At 67.4% G+C, this 19,399-nt stretch carries 27 protein-coding genes; 19 read left to right on the top strand and 8 right to left on the bottom strand.

The window, feature by feature from the left end; genetic code table 11:
* Positions 1 to 47: 47 nt before the first annotated feature.
* Positions 48 to 635, bottom strand: coding sequence for an SOUL family heme-binding protein (locus AC1RPL_RS11370; protein WP_493069416.1), 588 nt, complete (start codon positions 633 to 635; stop codon positions 48 to 50).
* 149 nt (positions 636 to 784) lie between these two features.
* Between AC1RPL_RS11370 and AC1RPL_RS11365 the strand changes: the two genes are divergently transcribed.
* From AC1RPL_RS11365 to AC1RPL_RS11335, 7 genes are all read left to right on the top strand, one after another.
* Complete coding sequence (locus AC1RPL_RS11365; protein WP_493069415.1) at positions 785 to 1,522, top strand: hypothetical protein; 738 nt, start codon at positions 785 to 787, stop codon at positions 1,520 to 1,522.
* Between the two features lie 104 nt (positions 1,523 to 1,626).
* Complete coding sequence (gene crcB, locus AC1RPL_RS11360) at positions 1,627 to 2,004, top strand: fluoride efflux transporter CrcB (RefSeq protein ID WP_493069414.1); 378 nt, start codon at positions 1,627 to 1,629, stop codon at positions 2,002 to 2,004.
* On the top strand, positions 2,001 to 3,323 hold the full coding sequence (locus AC1RPL_RS11355; RefSeq protein WP_493069413.1) for an RluA family pseudouridine synthase: 1,323 nt from the start codon (positions 2,001 to 2,003) through the stop codon (positions 3,321 to 3,323). Before crcB ends, AC1RPL_RS11355 begins: the two co-directional genes overlap by 4 nt.
* Positions 3,323 to 3,925: an FMN-binding negative transcriptional regulator gene (locus AC1RPL_RS11350; protein ID WP_493069412.1), complete on the top strand. Its 603-nt coding sequence runs from the start codon at positions 3,323 to 3,325 to the stop codon at positions 3,923 to 3,925. Before AC1RPL_RS11355 ends, AC1RPL_RS11350 begins: the two co-directional genes overlap by 1 nt.
* A gap of 160 nt (positions 3,926 to 4,085) precedes the next feature.
* Positions 4,086 to 4,748, top strand: a complete 663-nt coding sequence (locus tag AC1RPL_RS11345) for an HAD-IA family hydrolase (RefSeq protein WP_493069411.1) — start codon at positions 4,086 to 4,088, stop codon at positions 4,746 to 4,748.
* Positions 4,745 to 4,978, top strand: coding sequence for a hypothetical protein (locus AC1RPL_RS11340; RefSeq protein ID WP_493069410.1), 234 nt, complete (start codon positions 4,745 to 4,747; stop codon positions 4,976 to 4,978). Before AC1RPL_RS11345 ends, AC1RPL_RS11340 begins: the two co-directional genes overlap by 4 nt.
* A complete protein-coding gene (locus AC1RPL_RS11335) occupies positions 4,975 to 5,652 on the top strand; it encodes an ATP12 family chaperone protein (protein ID WP_493069409.1) in 678 nt (225 codons plus the stop codon). Before AC1RPL_RS11340 ends, AC1RPL_RS11335 begins: the two co-directional genes overlap by 4 nt.
* On the opposite strand, the gene AC1RPL_RS11330 is transcribed toward AC1RPL_RS11335, so the two are convergent.
* The 5 genes from AC1RPL_RS11330 to fumC form a co-directional block, all read right to left on the bottom strand.
* Entirely contained in the window at positions 5,649 to 6,209 is a 561-nt protein-coding gene (locus tag AC1RPL_RS11330) for a hypothetical protein (RefSeq protein ID WP_493069408.1), read from the bottom strand. The genes AC1RPL_RS11335 and AC1RPL_RS11330 overlap by 4 nt on opposite strands.
* A 23-nt stretch (positions 6,210 to 6,232) precedes the next feature.
* Positions 6,233 to 6,883 carry a guanylate kinase gene (gene gmk, locus AC1RPL_RS11325; RefSeq protein WP_493069407.1) on the bottom strand — a complete coding sequence of 217 codons (651 nt, stop codon included), beginning with the start codon at positions 6,881 to 6,883 and terminating at the stop codon, positions 6,233 to 6,235.
* Between the two features lie 36 nt (positions 6,884 to 6,919).
* A complete protein-coding gene (locus AC1RPL_RS11320) occupies positions 6,920 to 7,135 on the bottom strand; it encodes a hypothetical protein (RefSeq protein WP_493069406.1) in 216 nt (71 codons plus the stop codon).
* A complete protein-coding gene (locus AC1RPL_RS11315; RefSeq protein WP_493069405.1) occupies positions 7,132 to 7,326 on the bottom strand; it encodes a hypothetical protein in 195 nt (64 codons plus the stop codon). Before AC1RPL_RS11315 ends, AC1RPL_RS11320 begins: the two co-directional genes overlap by 4 nt.
* 232 nt (positions 7,327 to 7,558) lie before the next feature.
* Complete coding sequence (gene fumC / locus AC1RPL_RS11310) at positions 7,559 to 8,947, bottom strand: class II fumarate hydratase (protein WP_493069404.1); 1,389 nt, start codon at positions 8,945 to 8,947, stop codon at positions 7,559 to 7,561.
* A 169-nt stretch (positions 8,948 to 9,116) separates the two neighbouring features.
* On the opposite strand from fumC, the gene AC1RPL_RS11305 reads away from it, so the two are divergent.
* Positions 9,117 to 9,740 (top strand): PilZ domain-containing protein, encoded by a 624-nt coding sequence (locus AC1RPL_RS11305; RefSeq protein WP_493069403.1) that lies wholly within the window; start codon positions 9,117 to 9,119, stop codon positions 9,738 to 9,740.
* A 36-nt stretch (positions 9,741 to 9,776) separates the two neighbouring features.
* Here the strand turns inward: AC1RPL_RS11305 and AC1RPL_RS11300 are convergent, their stop codons facing one another.
* The gene (locus AC1RPL_RS11300; RefSeq protein ID WP_493069402.1) at positions 9,777 to 10,262 is read right to left on the bottom strand and encodes an SspB family protein; all 486 of its coding nucleotides are present in this window, start codon (positions 10,260 to 10,262) and stop codon (positions 9,777 to 9,779) included.
* A 70-nt stretch (positions 10,263 to 10,332) separates the two neighbouring features.
* On the opposite strand from AC1RPL_RS11300, the gene hisB reads away from it, so the two are divergent.
* From hisB to AC1RPL_RS11255, 9 genes are all read left to right on the top strand, one after another.
* Positions 10,333 to 10,920 carry an imidazoleglycerol-phosphate dehydratase HisB gene (gene hisB / locus AC1RPL_RS11295; RefSeq protein WP_493069401.1) on the top strand — a complete coding sequence of 196 codons (588 nt, stop codon included), beginning with the start codon at positions 10,333 to 10,335 and terminating at the stop codon, positions 10,918 to 10,920.
* Positions 10,917 to 11,522 (top strand): imidazole glycerol phosphate synthase subunit HisH, encoded by a 606-nt coding sequence (hisH, locus tag AC1RPL_RS11290; RefSeq protein ID WP_493069400.1) that lies wholly within the window; start codon positions 10,917 to 10,919, stop codon positions 11,520 to 11,522. Before hisB ends, hisH begins: the two co-directional genes overlap by 4 nt.
* On the top strand, positions 11,510 to 12,244 hold the full coding sequence (gene hisA, locus AC1RPL_RS11285) for a 1-(5-phosphoribosyl)-5-[(5-phosphoribosylamino)methylideneamino]imidazole-4-carboxamide isomerase (protein ID WP_493069399.1): 735 nt from the start codon (positions 11,510 to 11,512) through the stop codon (positions 12,242 to 12,244). Before hisH ends, hisA begins: the two co-directional genes overlap by 13 nt.
* Before the next feature lie 145 nt (positions 12,245 to 12,389).
* Positions 12,390 to 13,163, top strand: coding sequence for an imidazole glycerol phosphate synthase subunit HisF (hisF, locus tag AC1RPL_RS11280; protein WP_493069398.1), 774 nt, complete (start codon positions 12,390 to 12,392; stop codon positions 13,161 to 13,163).
* 47 nt (positions 13,164 to 13,210) lie between these two features.
* The gene (locus tag AC1RPL_RS11275; RefSeq protein WP_493069839.1) at positions 13,211 to 14,194 is read left to right on the top strand and encodes a L,D-transpeptidase; all 984 of its coding nucleotides are present in this window, start codon (positions 13,211 to 13,213) and stop codon (positions 14,192 to 14,194) included.
* Positions 14,195 to 14,230: 36 nt separating this feature from the next.
* Positions 14,231 to 14,434: a hypothetical protein gene (locus tag AC1RPL_RS11270; RefSeq protein ID WP_493069397.1), complete on the top strand. Its 204-nt coding sequence runs from the start codon at positions 14,231 to 14,233 to the stop codon at positions 14,432 to 14,434.
* Positions 14,435 to 14,480: 46 nt separating this feature from the next.
* Positions 14,481 to 14,798: a phosphoribosyl-ATP diphosphatase gene (locus tag AC1RPL_RS11265; protein ID WP_493069396.1), complete on the top strand. Its 318-nt coding sequence runs from the start codon at positions 14,481 to 14,483 to the stop codon at positions 14,796 to 14,798.
* A gap of 116 nt (positions 14,799 to 14,914) precedes the next feature.
* The gene (locus AC1RPL_RS11260) at positions 14,915 to 15,292 is read left to right on the top strand and encodes a histidine triad nucleotide-binding protein (RefSeq protein WP_493069395.1); all 378 of its coding nucleotides are present in this window, start codon (positions 14,915 to 14,917) and stop codon (positions 15,290 to 15,292) included.
* A 315-nt stretch (positions 15,293 to 15,607) separates the two neighbouring features.
* The gene (locus AC1RPL_RS11255) at positions 15,608 to 17,149 is read left to right on the top strand and encodes an amino acid permease (protein ID WP_493069394.1); all 1,542 of its coding nucleotides are present in this window, start codon (positions 15,608 to 15,610) and stop codon (positions 17,147 to 17,149) included.
* A gap of 101 nt (positions 17,150 to 17,250) precedes the next feature.
* Here AC1RPL_RS11255 and AC1RPL_RS11250 read toward each other — a convergent pair whose 3' ends face one another.
* Positions 17,251 to 18,249 carry an adenosine kinase gene (locus AC1RPL_RS11250; protein WP_493069393.1) on the bottom strand — a complete coding sequence of 333 codons (999 nt, stop codon included), beginning with the start codon at positions 18,247 to 18,249 and terminating at the stop codon, positions 17,251 to 17,253.
* A gap of 56 nt (positions 18,250 to 18,305) precedes the next feature.
* Between AC1RPL_RS11250 and AC1RPL_RS11245 the strand changes: the two genes are divergently transcribed.
* A complete protein-coding gene (locus AC1RPL_RS11245; protein ID WP_493069392.1) occupies positions 18,306 to 19,001 on the top strand; it encodes an EI24 domain-containing protein in 696 nt (231 codons plus the stop codon).
* A complete protein-coding gene (locus tag AC1RPL_RS11240; RefSeq protein ID WP_493069391.1) occupies positions 18,998 to 19,372 on the top strand; it encodes a hypothetical protein in 375 nt (124 codons plus the stop codon). Before AC1RPL_RS11245 ends, AC1RPL_RS11240 begins: the two co-directional genes overlap by 4 nt.
* Positions 19,373 to 19,399: the final 27 nt, after the last annotated feature.

The raw sequence follows: 19,399 nt of genomic DNA, 5'->3' as shown, positions 1-19,399 counted from the left end.
GGGTAAGCGCTATATCTCAACGAAGGTGTGTTATCAAGATATAGCAGTCAGGCCGCGAGCGGGATCAGCACCTCGGTGCGCCGCAGCGATGCCGGGGTGAAGGGCGAGTTGTAGAAGGCGTGTTCCACAGGCCCGGCCGGACGCAGGCCGTTCGCGCCGATCCAGGCGCGCAATTCGGCCTCATGCGCATCGAGCGCGCCTTCGCTGTCGAGCCCGGCGAAGCGCAGCGCCGCGATCCGCCGCGCCGGCAGCGTGCGCAGCGATACACCCGCCGCGGGATCGCCCAGCACCTCGATCGCCGCATCGGCCGGCATCAGGAAACGCGTGCGCCAGCCCCGGCCATCCTCGTCGCCATCGGCGAACACCGGGACCGGTAGCCGCTTGCCCGCGCGCTCGCGGCCGAAAACGAACTCCGCCAGCCGGGTAAAGCCAACCGAGAGCGCCGCCTGACGCAGCCCCGGCACCACCACTTCGGCGACGACCAGCCCGGGATAGTCGCGCACGCTGAACGCACCATCGCGCGTCACCGTGCTGAACGCAGCTTCCTCGTCCGGCCTGGAAAGCAGGAGGTAACCGACACCAGCAGCGACTGCGGCGGCCACACCGGCGCCGATCATCCTCGCGTTGAGCTGCATGCATACCCCTTTGGTCGTTCGGCAAAATACGCACACGATCCGTCCGGGGTTCCGCTTATGGTTAACGCAATTGTGGATAGAAATCCAGCGTGCCCAAGCCTTCCTTAACCCTCCTGCGGCATAGTCGTGCGCTCAAAGGAGCGTGTAAAATGGCCCGTAGCCACGGTTTTCTGCTGATGCTTGCCCTGCCCCTGGCGCTTGCCGGGTGCGGCAGCAAGGGCAGCCTGGGCGATACTTCGGACACGGAGAGCGGCAACGCCGCCGATCCGGCGCTGGCCAGCGCGCTGCAAGACCAGATCATGGTCGATCCCCAGCTCGGCCGCCAGGCGAATGGCGATGCTGTGCGCCCGCCGGCCCAGCCCTATTCGGGCGGCGTGCCCAGCGACAATGTCGCGGCAAACGGCAGCAAGATCGACAATGGCCAGCTTCTTAAGACCCCCGCGCCGACCCAGGCGGGGAAGGATTGCACCCGGTGCGCCGCGGCGCGCGAGTCCGTCACGCTGGGCGGCCTTGCCTCGCGCCAGAAGGACAGCAAGACCAACCAGTGCGCGTCATCGCTGCAATATGCCGCCGGCTGGGCGCAGCGCCTGCCGCGCGACTTGCCGCTCTATCCGCAGGCGCGCGTGAGCGAGGCCGCGGGCAGCACCGCCGGCCAGTGCCAGCTGCGCGTCGTCAGCTTCTCCTCGCCCCAGCCGATGCAGGCGATGCTCGACTGGTATTACACCAAGGCGATCCGCGGCGGCTACACAAGCGAGCACCAAGTCGACGGTGCCGAGCACATCCTGGGTGGCACTCGCGACAAGGACGGCGGGGCGTATGTGCTGTTCCTGACCAACCGGCCGGATGGCGGGACGGACATCGACCTGGTGGCGAACAACGGGATTTGATCTCTTTCTGCCCTCCCTTGAAAGGGAGGGGCCTAAGAAGGCCGGTTCGCGAGGGAGGAATTGGTTGGGTTCCCCTCACAGCCATTCCGCGCTAACGGCTCAAGATGCCTCCCCTACTCCTCGTCATGCTCGGCGGTGCCCTCGGCTCCGCGGCGCGCTTCCTGACAGGCAGACTCACGCTCGCCTGGTTCGGGCCCAATTATCCCTGGGGAACGCTCGCGGTGAATCTGATCGGCGGCTTCCTGATGGGCATGCTTGCCGGCACCCTCGCCCGCATCGGCCAGGGCGGCGAGCAATGGCGCCTGCTGATCGGCGTCGGCGTGCTGGGCGGCTTCACCACTTTCTCGGCCTTCACCCTCGATCTGATGAACATGATCGAGCGCGGCGACTGGGGCCTTGGCCTGGGCTATATCCTCGCCTCGGTCCTCGGTTCGGCACTTTCGCTGTTCGCGGGCCTTAGCATTTTGAGAGCAATCGCATGACCGACGCAGTCCGTCAGTTCACCGTGAAGCCCGACGACGACGGCATCCGCCTCGATCGCTGGTTCAAGCGGCACCTGCCCGATACCAGCTTCAACCTGGTGTCGCGCTGGGCGCGCACCGGCCAGCTGCGCGTCGATGGCGCGCGCGCCAAGCCGGGCGACCACGTCACCGAAGGCCAGGTGATCCGCGTGCCCCCGGCCGACCCGGTCACGGCCGACAAGCCCGCTCGCCCCAAGCGCGTCCGCGTCGTCGACCTGAGCGACGAGCAGATCGAATTCGCCCGCGCCATGGTGATCCACCAGGACGATGCCGCGTTCGTGCTCAACAAGCCGCCGGGCCTCGCCACGCAGGGCGGCACCAAGACCAACGAGCATGTCGATGAGCTGCTCGACGCGCTCCAGTACGATAACGACGTGCGCCCCAAGCTGGTCCACCGGCTCGACAAGGACACGAGCGGAGCCCTGCTCGTGGCGCGCACCGCCCGCGCTGCCGCGGCTTTCTCCAAGAGCTTCTCCAGCCGCACCGCGCGCAAGGTCTATTGGGCGCTGGTCGTAGGCGTGCCGAGCATTCAGGACGGCATGATCGAGCTGCCGATCGGCAAGCAGCCGGGAACCGGCGGCGAGAAGATGCAGGTCGACGAGAAGGAAGGCCAGGCCGCCCGCACGCGCTATCGCGTCATCGGCCGCGCCGGCAACCGCGCCGCCTGGGTCGAGCTCCAGCCCTTTACCGGCCGCACGCACCAGCTGCGCGTCCATATGGCGGCGATCGGCTTCCCGATCGTCGGCGACGGCAAGTACGGCGGGCCCGAAGCCTTTCTGACCGGGGGCATCAGCCGCAAGATGCACCTCCACGCCCGCCGCCTCCGCGTCGATCATCCCGATGGCGAGCGGATCGACATGCGCGCCCCGCTGCCGCACCATTTCGCCGAATCGCTGCACACCCTCGGCTTCGAGGAAGCGGAGGGCGACGCGCTGCCGCTCGACGATGGGCTGCCGCCGATGACCAAGGAGCAGCTCAAGTCCAATGCCCGCGCGCATGCGAAGTCGGTGCGCAAGGAGCGCCGGGGGGAACGGCGCGGACGCGGCGAAGGCGCGACCGCCGACAAGCCCGCGCCCCGCAGCGGCGGCAAGCCGAGCACGCGCAAGGCGCCGGGCGCCGGCGGGAAGCCCGCCACCGGCGCCAAGCCCGGTGCCCGCAAGCCCGCCGGCGCCGGCCCCAAGCCCGGCCCACGCAGCGGTCCGCGCACCGGCACCAGCCCTGGCACCAGGCCCAGCCCGAGCCGCGGCAGCGCCAAGCCTGGCGGCACCCGGAGCCGCTGATGCATCCGCATCCGGCCTTCCGCTGGGAAGACCGCCCGGCGATCCGCGAACTGGTCCGCGACATCGGCTTCGGCGCGGTCTTCGCGGCGACGCCAGACGGTCCGCGCGTCGCGCATGTGCCGGTGGTGTGGCTGGAGGATGAAACGCTCGCCTTCCATGTCTCGCGCGGCAACGGCATCGCACGGCATCTCGACGGCGCCACCGCCCTGTTCAGCCTGCAGGGACCGGACGCCTATGTCAGCCCCGACTGGTACGGCATGGGCCCGGACGAAGTGCCGACCTGGAACTATGTCGCGGTAGAGCTGGAGGGCCGGGTCACGCCGATGGACGAGACCGCGCTGCTCGCGCATCTGGACGCGCTTGGCCATGAGCAGGAACGCCGCCTCACGCCGAAGCCAGAGTGGAAGCGCGACAAGGTCGATCCGGCGAGGATCGCAAAAATGCTTACCGCCATCGCCGGCTTCCGGCTGGAGATCCAGGCGTGGCGCGGCACCCGCAAGCTCGCCCAGACCAAGCCCGAGGCGGCGCGCCTAGCCGCCGCCGACGCGCTGGAAGCGCAGGGCCAGCGCGCGATGGCGCAGCTGATGCGAGGGGCGAAGTGATGGGCCTTCTCATTCCTCCCCGAGCTTCTCTCGGGGAGGGGGACCATTCGCGCAGCGAATGGTGGAGGGGCCGCCGCAGCGCGGCGGTGACCCGCCGCGCCCCTCCACCACCGCCTTCGGCGGCAGTCCCCCTCCCCCAGCAAGCTGGGGGAGGAATTTTATGACCAACCGTCTCGCCGTATTCGATTGCGACGGCACGCTGGTCGATTCGCAGGCCAATATCTGCCGCGCGATGGAGGCGACCTTCGACGCGCACCGGCTCGATCCGCCGAGTCGCAACGACATCCGCCGCATCGTCGGCCTCAGCCTGGTCCCCGCCATCGCGCAACTATTGCCGCAAGCCGATGCCGATCTCCACCACGCGATGGCCGAGGAATATAAGCGCGCCTTCCATGCGATGCGCGCCAGTGCCGCGCTCGATCCGGAGCCGCTCTACGACGGCATAATCGAGACGATCGATGCGCTCGACGCGGCCGGCTGGCTGCTCGGCGTCGCCACCGGCAAGTCGGATCGCGGACTGCACCTGATCCTCGAGCATCACGGCATCCACCAGCGTTTCATCACGCTGCAGACCGCCGATCGCCACCCCTCCAAGCCGCACCCCGCGATGCTCGAGCTTGCCATCGCCGAGGCCGGCGCCGCGCCCGAGACCACCGCGATGATCGGCGACACCAGCTTCGACATGGCGATGGCGCGCGCCGCTGGCGCCCACGCCGTTGGTGTGCTATGGGGATACCACACGTCCGCGGAGCTGCTCGGCGCCGGCGCGCAGGTGATCGCCGATCACGCCAGCCAGCTCCCCGCGCATCTGGAGAGGCTATGACAGACGCCGAACGCCTGGCGATGAAGCGCTATTACCTGATGGTCGGAGTCAACATGCTCGGAACCGCCGGGGCGGTGATCGGCCTGCTCGTCGCCGGCCGCGCGCATGAGTATCAGATGACGCTGTTCGGCGGCATGATCATCATGTCCTCGCTCTATGTGATGGCGATCGTGCCCAAGACGATGGCGCGCCGCTGGAAGACCCCCGAAGAGGCCCCGCCCGAGGCATGAGGCGTTTCTGGAAGGACGTTAGCGTCGAGAACCGCCAGGTGGCGCTCGACGGCAAGCCGGTGCGCACCCCGGGCCGCGCGGCGCTGGTGCTCCCCACCCCGGCGCTGGCCGAAGCGGTGGCGGACGAATGGCGCAATGTGGGCGAGACGATCGATCCGCGCGCGATGCCGCTCACCGGGCTCGCCAATGCCGCGATCGACCGGATCGCCCCCGACCCCGCCCCCTTCGCCGCCGGGCTCGCCGCATATGGGGAAAGCGACCTGCTCTATTACCGCGCCGAGGATCCCGAGCCCCTGGTCGCGCGCCAGAGCGAAAGCTGGGACCCGCTGCTCGACTGGGCACGCAGCCGCTACGACATTCACTTCGAGACCATTGCCGGCGTGATGCACAAGGCCCAGCCCGAAGCGACCGTCACGCGGCTTGCCGAAGCGGTGGGGGCGCTCGACGGCTTCCGCCTGGCCGGGCTTTCCCCGCTGGTGACGGTCAGCGGCTCGCTGGTCGGCGCGCTGGCGCTGCTCGAAGGGGCAGTGGAAGCCGAGACCCTGTGGCAGGCCGCGCATGTCGACGAACTCTGGCAGGCCGAGCAATGGGGCGAGGACGTACTCGCCGTGCAACTGCGCGACGCCCACCGGGTCGACTTCGACGCCGGTGCGCGGTTCCTGGCGCTGCTCTAGGCCTGCGCCACCACTGGCCTCGGTAGCGCCCAGGCGAGCACTGCCCCCGCCGCGATCCAGCTCGCGACATCGCTGATCCAGAGATAGGTGAAATAGCCCCAGGGTGCGTGGTTGAAGATCGGCTGGCCGAGGTCTGAATAGGCAGTGATCGCCACCGCAACCATGGCCACCAGCTTGAGCCGGCCGGCAAAGTCGAAGCCCGATGCCACGCGCATCATCGCATAGCCCGCCGCCAGCACGCACAGGATCGCCAGCACCAGCCCGCCGATCAGCGAAGCGCTGTCCGGATTGGCGAAGCCATTGGCGTTGAACAATATCATCGCCGTCGGGCCCTGCCCGTAAAGCTGGGTACCGAGTGGCGTGCCCGGCCAGGGTACGGGATAGGCGCCGGTGCCGAGCGACCCGAGATGCTGCGCCAGCGCCGCGTGCAACGCCGCGCTGGTGGCGTCGTCGGTACGCGAAAGTGCAAGCAGGCTGAGCGGCGTACCCCAGAAGAGGAAGCCCACCAGCCACATGGCGAGCCCACCGAGCGCACCGCCGAGAATAAGTCTAGTCATAGGAACCTCCCCTGTTGGGAAGGTTACTTCATCAACCCGCGGATGAATCCGATCAAGCCCGTCTGGCGCGAGCGCTTGAGCCGCTCGGCGTTCAGGATCGTATGGACCGAGCGATAGCATTGGTCGACGTCGTCGTTGACCAGCACATAGTCATAGCCGTCCCAGTGGCTAACTTCAGCGGCGGCACGCGCCATGCGGGCGTCGATCACTTCCATCGTGTCGGTCGCGCGGTTGACCAGCCGCTGGCGCAGTTCGACGAACGACGGCGGCAGGATGAACACACGGACCACGTCGCCGCCGGCCAGCTGGAACAGCTGCTGCGCGCCCTGCCAATCGATATCGAACAGCACGTCGCGGCCCGAATCGAGGATCTCCTCCACGGTCGCGCGCAGCGTGCCGTAGCGGTGGTTGAACACGTGCGCCCATTCCAGGAACTCGTGGTTGTTCGCGATTTCGCGGAACTGCTCGAGATCGACGAAGTGGTAATCGACGCCATCCACCTCGCCCGGGCGCATCGGCCGCGTGGTATAGGAGACGGACATCTCGAGGTGATCGTCGGCCTTGAGCAGCTTGCGCGCGATGGTCGACTTGCCGGCACCCGAGGGCGAGGAAAGCACGAACAGCACACCGCGGCGCTTGAATCCGTGCGGGTCGGTCTCGGTACGATGAGGCATGGGAGCCTTTGGCTTGGGACTCACCTCTACGTCAAGCTAGGACCGGACGTAGCGCACCTTCCGTTTCGGGAAAATCAGCCGCCAGACGAAGCGCAGTACCAGGAACAGCGCCGCCAGCACCCAGCCGAACGGCCCCATCCGGGCCAGCAACCGCTGGACCCCGAGCCCGATCACTGCACCCTTCACGCCGCCCTTGCCGTCCGAACGGTCGATCCGGTTGCCGATAAAGGCGGCGAGAAGCTTGCCGATCATGCCGCTTCCGTGCGGCTCTTGGTGAGGTGATGATAGGCATAGGCCGCACCGCCGAGCACCAGCGCGGCGGGCACGATCTTCTTGGCGGCCTTCCAGCTCAACACGCCGACGAGCGCGCCGATCGTGCCGCCCTCGCCATCCCGGCGATCGATGCGGTTGCCGATCCAGCCTGCGATTGCGTCCCCGATCATCTGCGTTCCTTCGATTGGTGTTCGAGGGAGCAAGCGATTGAAAGGAAACTAAGTTCCTGCGGCGAGCAAACCACCGACCGCTGCAGTTGCTATTGCAGCGTCCTCCCACACCCATCCGTCATGCTGAACTTGTTTCAGCATCCAACCCACCACCAGCGATACCGCTCGGGGAGAGTTGGACCCTGAAACAAGTTCAGGGTGACGGAGGATTATAGTCACATGGGACGGTGACTTACCGCCCGATCATCGTCTCAGGACGGACATACTGGTCGAACGTCGGCTCATCGACGAGGCCGAGCGCCAGCCCGCTCTCCTTGAGCGTCAGGCCCTTTTCATGCGCGTTCTTGGCGATCTTGGCGGCGTTGTCATAGCCGATCGCCGGGGCCAGCGCGGTCACCAGCATCAGCGAGCGGTCGACCAGCGCCTTGATCTGGCTCTCGTTCGCTTCGATCCCGTCGACGCAGCGCTCGGCAAAGCTGGTCATGCCGGTCGAGAGCAGCGCAATCGAGCGCAGCACGTTCGCGCCGATCAGCGGCATGAACACGTTGAGTTCGAAATGCCCCTGCATGCCGCCGACGGTAACCGCCTGATTGTTGCCGATCACCTGCGCCGCAACCATCGTCAGCGATTCGCACTGAGTCGGGTTGACCTTGCCCGGCATGATCGAGCTGCCCGGCTCGTTGGCCGGCAGCGACAGCTCGCCGAGGCCCGAGCGCGGGCCCGAGCCGAGGAAGCGGATGTCGTTGGCGATCTTGTTGAGCGCCACCGCCAGCGTGTTCAGCGCGCCGGAGAAGAAGACGAGGCCGTCCTTGGCCGCCAGCTGCTCGAACTTGTTCGGCGCCGGCTCGAACTGCGTGCCCGCGATGTCGGTGATCGCCGCGGACATGTCCTCGGCCCAGCCGTCCGGCGCGTTGAGCCCAGTGCCGACCGCGGTGCCGCCGATCGCCAGCTTGCGCAGATTCCCGTTCAGCGCGCCTTCGATTCGCGCCTTGCAGCTCACCAGCTGGGCTGCATAGCCCGAGAATTCCTGGCCGAGCGTCAGCGGCGTCGCGTCCTGGGTGTGGGTGCGGCCGATCTTGATGATGTGGTCCCAGGCCTCGGCCTTGGCGGTCAGCGAGGCAGTCAGCTGGTCGAGCGCGGGAATCAGCGCGTCGCCCGTCGCCAGCACCGCGGCGACGTGCAGCGCAGTCGGAAAGCTGTCGTTCGACGACTGGCTCATGTTGACGTGATCGTTCGGGTGCACCGGCGACTTGCCGCCCTTGGTGCCGGCGAGCACGAAATTGGCGCGGCCCGCGATGACCTCGTTGACGTTCATGTTGGTCTGGGTGCCCGAGCCGGTCTGCCAGATCACCAGCGGGAACTGGTCGTCCAGGTCGCCCGCCACGATTTCCTGCGCCGCCGCCTCGATCGCATCGGCGATCTTGGCGTCCATGCCATGCTTGCGGTTCACTCGCGCCGCAGCCTGCTTCACGATCGCCTGGGCATGGACGATGCCGAGCGGCATGCGCTCCATCTCGCCGAATGGGAAATTCTCGATCGAACGCTGGGTCTGCGCGCCCCAATAGGCGTCGGCGGGAACTTCGATCGCGCCGATCGAATCGGTTTCGGTACGGGTGGTCACGCTTGGCTTCCTCTATCCAGTCCGCGCGCGGGCGGAGTCACGCGGCCTCTAGCCCCTCGGTCTTCGTGTTTCCAGCCTCGGGCAATTTGCGCGGCGTTAACCAGCTCTGTGCTCTTACGGTGCCCGGACAAAAATGATGCACGCCCAATCCTCCCTGCCCGCCGGTGCGATGCCCCATCGCCAGCCGCGCAAGAACTTGCTGCTCGCCGCCACGATCGAGGCGGACGGGCTCAAGGTGGCCGTGCGTATCCGCAATCTTTCCGAAGGCGGGGCGATGGTCGATGGATCGGTGCTGCCGCGCCCCGGCACCCAGCTGACGCTGCACCGTTCGCAGATCCAGGTCGCCGCCCGAGTCGTCTGGCAGGCCCAGGGCCGCTGCGGCGTCGCCTTCGACACCAGCGCCGTCACCGTCGAGGAATGGGTCTCCGGCAACCGCGTCGCGACCTTCGAAGGCTATCGCGGCCAAGCCAGAGTCGATGCGATCCAGGAAGCGGTGCGCAGCGGCGTGCAGCTGCCACCCGAGTCGCCGGCGGAACAGGCCGAAGCCAACCTCTCCGATCTCGGCACCCGCATCGTCGAGGAAGTCGCCTATGTCCGCACGCTGCTCGACAGCCTGGGCGAGCAGCTGATCGACGATCCGCACGTCATCGCCACGCATCTCGAATCGCTGCAGAACCTGGATCGTGCCAGCCAGATCCTCGATCATCTCGGCGCGATCCTCGGCGCGGACGATCCCGCCGCGGCGGTAGACGCCGTGGCGATGCAGGAGCTGCGCGCGCGCCTGATGCGCTGATATTTGCTGATGCCGGCCGCTGGGCCGGGACGCAGCTTACTTCTTCCGCTTGAAATCCACCGAGACGACGTTCGAGCCGTCTTCGACCGGCTTGGCCGCGGGCCCGTCATTCTCCGCTTCCTCGTGCTGCGGCTCGCCATCCTCGCCGCCATCGGCAGCCTGGAAGCGCAGTTCGAAGTTCACCGCCGGATCGTGGAAGCCGGTGATCGCCGAGAAGGGGATGAACAGCATCGCCGGCACCTGGTTGAAGCTCAGGCCCACCGAGAATTTCTCGCCGTCCACCTTCAGGTCCCAGAATCGGTGCTGCATGACGATGGTCATCTCGTCCGGGAAGCGCTCGATCAGCCGCTGCGGGATGTCGACCCCAGGCGCATGCGTCTTGAAGGTGATGTAGAAATGGTGCCCGCCGGGCAGATTGCCCGTCTCGGCCACCGTACCGAGCACGCGACCAACGACTGCGCGCAGGGCCTCCTGCACGATCTCGTCATAGGGAATCAGGCTATCTGGCACGTTGCCGGTCATTCCCCTTGGGTAGCGCATGCGGGCGCACCGTCAAGATTGCATGCGCGCCAACCATCGTTATGTGGGGCGCATGCGCACCGCCACCGTGAGCCGCAAGACGAGCGAGACCGCCGTCGATGTCACCGTCAACTTGGACGGCACCGGCGCCTATGCCGTGTCGACGGGGATCGGCTTCTTCGATCACATGCTCGAGCAGCTCAGCCGCCATTCGCTGATCGATCTCGGCGTGAAGACGGTGGGCGACCTCCATATCGACCAGCACCACACGGTGGAGGACACGGGCCTGGCGATCGGCGAGGCCATTGCCCAGGCGCTGGGCGACAAGAAGGGCATCCGGCGCTATGCCGACGCGCTCTCGCCGATGGACGAGACGCTGACCCGCGTCGCAATCGACATTTCGGGCCGCCCCTTCCTCGTCTGGAAGACCGAATTCTCGCAAAAGCGCCTCGGCGAGATGGACACCGAGATGTTCGAGCACTGGTTCCACTCGTTCGCACAGACCGCGGGCGTGACGCTGCATGTCGAAACGCTCTACGGCAGCAACAACCACCACATCGCCGAAGCCGCGTTCAAGGGCCTGGCCCGGGCGCTGCGCGAAGCGGTCGAGATCGACCCGCGCAAGGCGGACGTGATCCCCTCCACCAAGGGGGTGTTGTGAGTGGCATCGCGCTGATCGATTACGGCGCGGGCAATCTCTACTCCGTGCACAACGCGCTGAAGGCGGCGGGCGCGGCGGACATCGCGGTGACCGCCGACCCCGAGGTGGTGCTCAAGGCGGACCGGATCGTCCTGCCCGGCGTCGGCGCGTACGGTGCCTGCGCAGCGGGGCTGCGCGTCATCCCCGGCATGGTCGAGGCGCTGAACACCCGCGTCCGCCAGCAGGGCGCGTCGTTCCTCGGCGTCTGTGTCGGCATGCAGCTGATGGCCGACGCGGGCGAGGAGATGGGCACGCATCCCGGGCTCGGCTGGATCAAGGGCGTCGTCCGCGAGATCCCGGCAAAGCCCGACGTCCATGTGCCGCACATGGGCTGGAACGACGTCGTCCCAGCCGCCCGGCACCCGCTGATCGAGGCGGGCGAGGCCTATTTCCTGCACAGCTTCGCCTTCACCGGCGAAAACGTGCTCGCCACCACCGACCATGGCGGCCCGGTCACCGCGGCGATCGGCCGCGACAACATGATCGGCGTCCAGTTCCACCCCGAAAAGAGCCAGCGCTACGGCATCGCGCTGGTCGAGAGATTCCTGCAATGGCGCCCCTGATCATCTTCCCCGCGATCGACCTCAAGGGCGGCCAGGTCGTCCGCCTGGCCGAAGGCGATATGGACCGCGCCACCGTGTACGGCGACAATCCCGCTGCCCAGGCCGAGATCTTCGCCCAGGCAGGCTCGGAATGGCTGCACGTCGTCGATCTCGACGGCGCCTTTGCCGGCGAATCGGTCAACGGCGTCGCGGTGGCGTCGATCCTCGAGAGCTTCGGCGGCAACATCCAGCTCGGCGGCGGTATTCGTACTCGCGAATCGATCGAGCGCTGGCTCGACCTCGGCGTGAAGCGCGTGGTGATCGGCACCGCCGCGCTGGAGAACCCCGAGCTCGTCCGCGAAGCAGCCCGCGACAATCCCGGCCGCATCGTCGTCGCCGTCGACGCGCGCGACGGGCTGGTCGCGACGCGCGGCTGGGCCGATGTCTCGGACGTCGCCGTGGTCGATCTCGCCCGCCGCTTCGAGGATGCCGGCGTCGCCGCGCTTCTGTTCACCGATGTCGGCCGCGACGGCCTGCTCAAGGGCTGCAATGTCGAGGCGACCGTCGCGCTCGCCCGCGCCGTCTCGATCCCCGTCATCGCCAGCGGCGGCGTCACCGACATCGCCGACATCCATGCGCTGCGCCCCCATGTCGCCGACGGAGTCGAAGGCGTGATCACCGGCCGCGCGCTGTATGACGGCCGCCTCGACCTCAAATGGGCGATCGAGATGGGACGGGCATGAGGGAAAGCCTCGCCACAATCGCTCCCCTTCCGCTTGCGGGAGGGGTCGGGGGAGGGCCTGAAACGATGGCGCCGATCTCGCCGACAGCCCCTCCCCTAACCCCTCCCGCAAGCGGAAGGGGGACAAGTTTGGAGGGGCCTGAGATATGACCGTCCGTGCCCGCGTCATCCCCTGCCTCGACGTCGCCAACGGCCGCGTGGTCAAGGGCGTCAACTTCGTCGACCTGATCGATGCCGGCGATCCCGTCGAGCAGGCCCGCGCCTATGACGCCGCCGGCGCCGACGAGCTCTGCTTCCTCGACATCACTGCCAGCCACGAGGCGCGCGGCACGATCCTCGACGTCGTCCGGCGCACCGCAGAGGTGTGCTTCATGCCGCTTACCGTCGGTGGCGGCGTGCGCAGCGTCGAGGATGCCCGCGCGCTGCTCCTCGCCGGCGCCGACAAGGTTGCGGTCAATTCCGCTGCCGTCACCCGCCCCGAAGTCGTCGCCGAGATCGCCGAGAAGATGGGCAGCCAGTGCGTCGTCGCCTCGGTCGATGCGCGCCGCACCGCAGAGGGCCGCTGGGAAGTCTTTACGCACGGCGGCCGCAAGCCGACCGGGATCGATGCGGTCACCCACGCCCTCGCCCTCGCCCATCTCGGCGCCGGCGAGTTGCTGATCACTTCGATGGACCGCGACGGCACCCGCGACGGCTATGACCTCGAGCTGATCCGCACGATTGCCGACCAGGTGACCGTGCCCGTGGTCGCGAGCGGCGGCGTCGGCAACCTCCGGCACCTGGTCGAAGGCGTGGTGCAGGGCCATGCCAGCGCCGTGCTCGCCGCCTCGATCTTCCATTTCGGCGAGGCCAGCATCGCCGACGCGCATGCTGCGCTGGCGGCGGCGGGCATCCCGGTGCGCAGCGCAACGCGCGCTTAACATCGCCGCCCTAGTCTAGCCTCTCACCCGGAGGAGATCCGCTCGTGTTGAAGCTCGCCATCACGACTGCGCTATCGATCGCGCTCATTCCCTCCGCGCTCGCCCAGGGCGCCAAGTCCAGCTCGCCGGTCGAGTTCGCCCGCGAAGTCGATCAGCTCAAGCCCGGAGAATGGGTATGGGCACCCGAAGTCGCCCCCGCCGGCCCGATCCTCGTCTATGTCGATCTCTCTTCCCAGCGCGCCACCGTCTATCGCAACGGCGTGCGCATCGCAGTCAGCACCGTCTCCTCGGGCAAGCCGGGGCACGAGACCCCCACCGGCGTGTTCACCGTGCTCCAGAAGGACGCGAAGCACCGTTCGAGCAAGTACAACTCGGCCCCGATGCCCTTCACCCAGCGGCTCACCTGGGACGGGATCGCGCTCCATGCCGGCGGGCTCCCCGGATACCCTGAGAGCCATGGCTGCGTGCACCTGCCCTACAGCTTCGCCCAGGCGCTGTTCGCCGAGACCAGCCTGGGCGTGACCGTGGTGGTGGAGGGCAATGCCGCCGATCATATCAACACCACCGAGGCCAGCCTGCTCGCCCCGCTTGATGCCAAGGGCAAGCCGGCCACGATCGAGCCGCTTGAGGGTCAGGAATATCGCTGGCAGCCCGAGCGCGCACCCAAGGGGCCGCTCACCATCATCGTGTCGAAAAGTGACCAGCGCATCGTCGTGCTGCGCGGCGGCGTCGAGATCGGCCGCAGCGCCGCGCAGATCGCGGACGATGATCCCGGCTCACATGTCATCACGCTCACCCGCGGCGCCGATGGCGGGAACAATTGGGTCTATGTCGGCCTGCCCGGCCATAGCGAGGATGCCGGCCGCACGCTCGACGAGGCGACGCGCAACCGGGTTCGGATGCCGCGCGGCTTCTACGAAGCGGTGAAGGCCGCTCTCGTGTCCGGCACAACGATCCTCGTCACCGATTCGAGCGTAGGCGCGTCGCCGGGCAAGCCCATCACGATCATGGACGCCGTGAACCCGAATTAACATTTTGTCGGGGGATTTGCGGCTAGGCTCCGCCCCATGCGCAACGCCCTGCTTCCCCTGGCCCTGCTCGCCGCGATCCCGGCACTCGCCGCCGACGAGCCGCCGCACACCGGCCGTGCCGGCAGCCGCTCGATGCCCGAGCTTTCGGACCTCGCGCTCGCCGCCTGCGCCGCCGGCGGCATCTGGTTCGTCCGCCGCCAGCTGCGCGCCCGCTTCCGCAAGGCTGCACCCAAGGATTGACAGCCCAGGATTGACAGGGGGACCCGGCTCCTACAGCCGGGGAGCCATGGCCGACACGCTCGACACCCTCGAACAGACCATCCGCGCCCGCCGCACCGCGAGCCCGGACAGCTCCTATGTCGCGAAGCTCACCGCTCGCGGCCGCGCCAAGATCGCGCAGAAGGTGGGCGAGGAAGCCACCGAGACGGTGATCGCCGCGATCCAGGACGACCGCGAGGAGCTGACGAAGGAAGCCGCCGACCTGGTCTTCCACCTGATCATACTGCTCGCCGATGCCGGCCTCAGCCTGGACGACGTCCGCGCCGAGCTGGCGCGGCGCGAGGGGGTTTCGGGAATCGACGAAAAGGCGAGCCGTTCAACCTAGCCGTCACCCCGGCGAAAGCCGGGGCCCAGAGTTTCTCTGCCGCATCGCTCTTGGCTCTGGGTCCCGGCTTTCGCCGGGATGACGGTCTGCTATTGGAGCGGAAAAGGGAGACAGCAATGCCCATCGACGCCACCCAGCCCTATGACGACCAGAACATCTTCGCGAAGATCCTCCGCGGCGAGATCCCGTCGAAGAAGGTCTTCGAGAACGAATTCGCCCTCGCCTTCCACGACATCAACCCCCAGGCGCCGCACCATATCCTTGTGATTCCCAAGGGACCGTACGTGTCGTGGGACGATTTCTCGGCCAAGGCGAGCGAGGCGGAGATCGCCGGTTTCGTCCGCGCGGCAGGCCAGGTGGCACGCGAGGCGGGGTTCGTCGAGCCGGGCTACCGACTGCTCGCCAACACGGGCATGGACGCGCACCAGGAAGTGCCGCACCTGCATGTCCATGTCTTTGCCGGCAAGCCGCTGGGACCGATGCTGGCGCGCTGAGGAGCATCCTTTCCTCGCTTTTCCCCGGCGAAGGCCGGGGTCCAGGCCAGGCAGTGCGCAGCGAAGACTCGCCAAGGCACGTGACTTTCACGACTGGGCCTCGGCCTTCGCCGGGGAAAGACAGGGGGAAATACCGCCCTCCCCGTCAATGCTCCGCAACTTCATGCAAGCCCGCCCCCCACGACTCGCCGCTTTCGCGCGTCAAAGCTGTGCTTTCCGCCACTAAAGCATTGCCTCCCCCGGTTTTGCGGCTAGGCTCGCGCCTTTCATCAAGAACGGGGGCGGCGGACAAACCGCCGCTAAGGGGACCATCCAATGATATTCGGGCGTGTAAAATCCCTCGATGCCATTTTGGCGACAGCCGAAAAGAAATCGCTGCATCGATCGCTGGGCGCGTTCCAGCTCACCATGCTGGGCATCGGCGCCGTCATCGGCACCGGCATCTTCGTGCTGACCGCGGAAGCGGCGCAGAAGGCCGGGCCGGGCATGATGGTGAGCTTCATCATCGCCGGCGTGGTCTGCGCCTTTGCCGCGCTCTGCTATGCCGAAATGGCGGCGATGGTGCCGGTCTCCGGCTCCGCCTATACCTATAGCTATGCCGTGATGGGCGAGCTGATCGCCTGGATGGTCGGCTGGGCGCTGATCCTCGAATATGCCGTTGCCGCGGGCGCGGTGTCGGTCGGCTGGTCGGGCTATGTCATCGGCCTGATCGAGCACAGCTTCGGGATAAACATACCCGACATGCTGGTCGCAGGGCCCTTCGACGGCGGCGTGATCAACTTGCCGGCGATGCTGATCGCCGCGCTCGTCACCTGGCTGCTGGTCATCGGCACCAAGGAGAGCGCCACGGTCAACGCCATCCTGGTCACCATCAAGGTCGCCGCGCTCACCCTGTTCATCATCCTGGCGGTGCCGGTGATGAACAGTGCGCAATTCTCGCCCTTCGCACCGACCGGCTTTGTCGGCGTGTCGATGGCGGCGGCGTCGATCTTCTTCGCCTATGTCGGCTTCGACGCGGTCTCCACCGCGGCCGAGGAAACCAAGAATCCCCAGCGCAACATGCCGATCGGTCTGATCGGCAGCCTCGGCATCTGCACCATCTTCTACCTGCTCGTCGCCGCCGGCGTGATCGGCGCCCCGGGCCTCAGCACCCAGCCGGTCACCGGCGCGGGCGGCATCGCCCTCGATCCGGGCAGCCGCGAGCTGGCAGCGCAGTGCGCCACCCGCGCGGCGCAGGGCTTCAAGGACGTGGTCTGCTCGAAGGAAGCGCTGGCGTTTACGCTGCGTGAAATCGGCTGGCCGCAGATCGGCAATTTGCTCGGCCTCGCCGCCGGCCTGGCGCTGCCTTCGGTCATCCTGATGATGATGTTCGGCCAGACCCGCATCTTCTTCGTGATGAGCCGCGACGGCCTGCTCCCCGCCGCCTTCTCGAAGATCCACCCGACCTACAACACGCCGCACGTGATCACGATCATCACCGGCGTCGCGGTGGCGCTGTTCGCGGCGTTCTTCCCGGTCGGCCAGCTCGCCAACATCTCCAACTCGGGCACGCTGTTCGCCTTCGCCGCAGTGTCGATCGCCGTGATGGTGATCCGCAAGACCGATCCGACCCGCAAGCGTCCATTCAAGACGCCGTTCATCTACCTCACCGCACCGCTCGCGATCCTGGGCTGCGCCTATCTGTTCATCAGCCTCGATCACAAGAGCATCATCCTCTTCCTGATCTGGGCGGCGATCGGCCTGGCCGTCTATTTCGGCTATAGCCGCTCGCGCAGCCATGTCGGCCTGGGCCATGACGAAGTGCATGAGCCCGAAGCCTATGACGACCTCGAGCCGCCGGTGCCCGGCACCCGCTGAGGCTAGGCTTCAGAGCAAAAGAAAAGGGCCGGAGGAGCGATCCTCCGGCCCTTCTTCTTTGTCAATTCCTCCCCCAGCTTGCTGGGGGAGGATTTCGATGCTCACCCCAGCTTCGCTTCCGCCAGTTCCTTCAGGTTGACCTCGGCGCGGGCGCCATAATGCTGGATGATCTCGGCCGCGGCGATCGCACCCAGGCGCAGCGAGTCCCGCACCGAGCGGCCCTGGGCCTGGCCGTGGAGGAAGCCCGCGGCGAACATGTCGCCGGCGCCGGTGGTGTCGACCAGCTTGGCGATCGGCTCGGCCGGCACTTCGACGCGGTCGGTGCCGACCAGCGCCATCGCGCCCTGCTCGCTGCGGGTGACGACGAGCACCGGTACCTGGCCATGGACGTGCTGCACCGCCGCCTCGAAATCGTCCTTGCCGCACAAGGCAAGCAGCTCATTCTCATTGGCGAACAGGATGTCGATCAGCCCGTCCGCGATCAGCTTGCGGAAATCGTCGCCATGGCGCGAGATGCAGAAGACGTCGGACAGGGTGAAGGCGACCTTGCGGCCATTGGCGCGGGCGATGTCGATCGCCTTGCGCATCGCGGCGCGCGGCTCTTCCGGATCCCAGAGATAGCCTTCGAGATACAGGATCGCGCCATTGGCGATCAGCGTCTCGTCCAGCGCCGAGGCCGGCAGGAACTGCGAGGCGCCGAGGAAGGTGTTCATCGTGCGCTGGCCGTCGGGGGTGACGAAGATCAGGCAGCGCGCGGTGGTCGGCTGGCCGGCACGCACCGCGGTGTCGAAATGGACGCCGGCGGCGCGCAGGTCGTGCGCGAAGACAGCGCCGAGCTGGTCGTCGGCGACCTGGCCGATGAAAGCGGCCTTGCCGCCCAGCGCGGCGATACCGGCCACGGTATTGCTGGCCGAGCCGCCCGAAACCTCGCGGCCCGGGCCCATCTTGTCATAGAGCGCGTCCGCCTCTTCGGGCGAGAACATCAGCTGCATCGAACCCTTGGCGACACCGATCTCCTCGATGAAGCTGTCCTCGGCCTGGGCAAGGATATCGACGATCGCGTTGCCGATGGCGACGACGTCATAGGTGGGGCTGGTCAAACGGATGCTCCAAATAGATTGCGCGGACGCCGTAGAGATGGGCAAAGGATAGCGCAATGATTCACGCCTTCTTCCTGTCGCTGGGCCAGCTCTTCGACCGGCCCGTCCTGGCGGTCTTCGTCAAGTCTATCCTGGTCACCCTGGTTCTGTTCGCCGCGGTGAGCGTCGGGCTGTGGTTCGGCATGCACGCGCTGTCGGCGTGGATGGCGGCCTGGCTCGGCGGCTGGAGCGGGTCGGAGACCTTTGCGGACATCGCCACGATCGTGCTGGTGATCCTCGCGCACTGGCTGATGTTCCGCGCCATCGCCGTTGGCGTGGTGGGAGTGTTCGCCGACGAGGTGGTCGCCGCGGTCGAGAGGAAATACTATCCCGCCGCCCATGCCCAGGCGCGCGACGTGCCGTTCGGCCGCTCGGTGGCGATGGGCCTCGGCTCGGCGCTGCGGCTGATCGGCATCAACCTGCTGTTCTCGCCGCTCTATCTGATCCTGCTGGTCACCGGCGTCGGCACCGCCGTGGCGTTCTTCCTGGTCAACAGCTGGCTGCTCGGCCGCGACCTCGGCGACATGGTCGCGGCGCGGCACATGCAGCAGGGCCAGCTGCGCGGCTGGCGCCGGCGGACCAACCTCAGCCGTTTCGCGCTCGGCGCGGTGGGCACCGGACTGTTCCTCGTCCCGATTTTGAACCTGATCGCCCCGGTGCTCGGAGCCGCCATGGCCACCCACGCATTCCATCGCGGAAGGCGGGCGTCATGAAGAAACTCATCATAATCACAGCCTTGGCGCTAGGCGCTTGCGGCGAAGGTGCTATTCCGCCGCCGCGCGCCGGCTATGTGCCGGTGCCCAGCCAGCGCCCCGCGCCGAGCGCGCCGCTGCCTGCCAACCTGACCGCGCTCCACGGCATCACCGGCCCGCGCTTGATCGCGCAGTTCGGCAAGCCGCAGCTCGACATGAGCGAAGGCACCGCGCGCAAGCTCCAGTTCGCCGGGCCGATCTGCGTGCTCGACGCCTATCTCTATCCGCAGCGCAACGGCGAGGCAGTGGTCACCCATATCGACGCCCGCCAGCGCGACGGCCGCCCGATCGACGAGGCAAGTTGCGTGGCGGCGCTCGGCGCGCACCGCTGACGCTCCGACCGCTTGACCCTATTCGAC

The organism is Sphingomonas sp. GW821-FHT12D09, assembly GCF_058807215.1.
The sequence above is the reverse complement of the archived record's forward strand: the minus strand, read 5'-3'. Positions and strand labels throughout refer to the sequence as shown.

Coding starts and splice junctions, on each gene's coding strand:
- AC1RPL_RS11370 (WP_493069416.1), bottom strand. CDS start 635: ATGCAGCTCAACGCGAGGATGATCGGCGCCGGTGTGGCCGCCGCAGTC.
- AC1RPL_RS11365 (WP_493069415.1), top strand. CDS start 785: ATGGCCCGTAGCCACGGTTTTCTGCTGATGCTTGCCCTGCCCCTGGCG.
- crcB (WP_493069414.1), top strand. CDS start 1,627: ATGCCTCCCCTACTCCTCGTCATGCTCGGCGGTGCCCTCGGCTCCGCG.
- AC1RPL_RS11355 (WP_493069413.1), top strand. CDS start 2,001: ATGACCGACGCAGTCCGTCAGTTCACCGTGAAGCCCGACGACGACGGC.
- AC1RPL_RS11350 (WP_493069412.1), top strand. CDS start 3,323: ATGCATCCGCATCCGGCCTTCCGCTGGGAAGACCGCCCGGCGATCCGC.
- AC1RPL_RS11345 (WP_493069411.1), top strand. CDS start 4,086: ATGACCAACCGTCTCGCCGTATTCGATTGCGACGGCACGCTGGTCGAT.
- AC1RPL_RS11340 (WP_493069410.1), top strand. CDS start 4,745: ATGACAGACGCCGAACGCCTGGCGATGAAGCGCTATTACCTGATGGTC.
- AC1RPL_RS11335 (WP_493069409.1), top strand. CDS start 4,975: ATGAGGCGTTTCTGGAAGGACGTTAGCGTCGAGAACCGCCAGGTGGCG.
- AC1RPL_RS11330 (WP_493069408.1), bottom strand. CDS start 6,209: ATGACTAGACTTATTCTCGGCGGTGCGCTCGGTGGGCTCGCCATGTGG.
- gmk (WP_493069407.1), bottom strand. CDS start 6,883: ATGCCTCATCGTACCGAGACCGACCCGCACGGATTCAAGCGCCGCGGT.
- AC1RPL_RS11320 (WP_493069406.1), bottom strand. CDS start 7,135: ATGATCGGCAAGCTTCTCGCCGCCTTTATCGGCAACCGGATCGACCGT.
- AC1RPL_RS11315 (WP_493069405.1), bottom strand. CDS start 7,326: ATGATCGGGGACGCAATCGCAGGCTGGATCGGCAACCGCATCGATCGC.
- AC1RPL_RS11305 (WP_493069403.1), top strand. CDS start 9,117: ATGCCCCATCGCCAGCCGCGCAAGAACTTGCTGCTCGCCGCCACGATC.
- AC1RPL_RS11300 (WP_493069402.1), bottom strand. CDS start 10,262: ATGACCGGCAACGTGCCAGATAGCCTGATTCCCTATGACGAGATCGTG.
- hisB (WP_493069401.1), top strand. CDS start 10,333: ATGCGCACCGCCACCGTGAGCCGCAAGACGAGCGAGACCGCCGTCGAT.
- hisA (WP_493069399.1), top strand. CDS start 11,510: ATGGCGCCCCTGATCATCTTCCCCGCGATCGACCTCAAGGGCGGCCAG.
- hisF (WP_493069398.1), top strand. CDS start 12,390: ATGACCGTCCGTGCCCGCGTCATCCCCTGCCTCGACGTCGCCAACGGC.
- AC1RPL_RS11270 (WP_493069397.1), top strand. CDS start 14,231: ATGCGCAACGCCCTGCTTCCCCTGGCCCTGCTCGCCGCGATCCCGGCA.
- AC1RPL_RS11265 (WP_493069396.1), top strand. CDS start 14,481: ATGGCCGACACGCTCGACACCCTCGAACAGACCATCCGCGCCCGCCGC.
- AC1RPL_RS11260 (WP_493069395.1), top strand. CDS start 14,915: ATGCCCATCGACGCCACCCAGCCCTATGACGACCAGAACATCTTCGCG.
- AC1RPL_RS11255 (WP_493069394.1), top strand. CDS start 15,608: ATGATATTCGGGCGTGTAAAATCCCTCGATGCCATTTTGGCGACAGCC.
- AC1RPL_RS11245 (WP_493069392.1), top strand. CDS start 18,306: ATGATTCACGCCTTCTTCCTGTCGCTGGGCCAGCTCTTCGACCGGCCC.
- AC1RPL_RS11240 (WP_493069391.1), top strand. CDS start 18,998: ATGAAGAAACTCATCATAATCACAGCCTTGGCGCTAGGCGCTTGCGGC.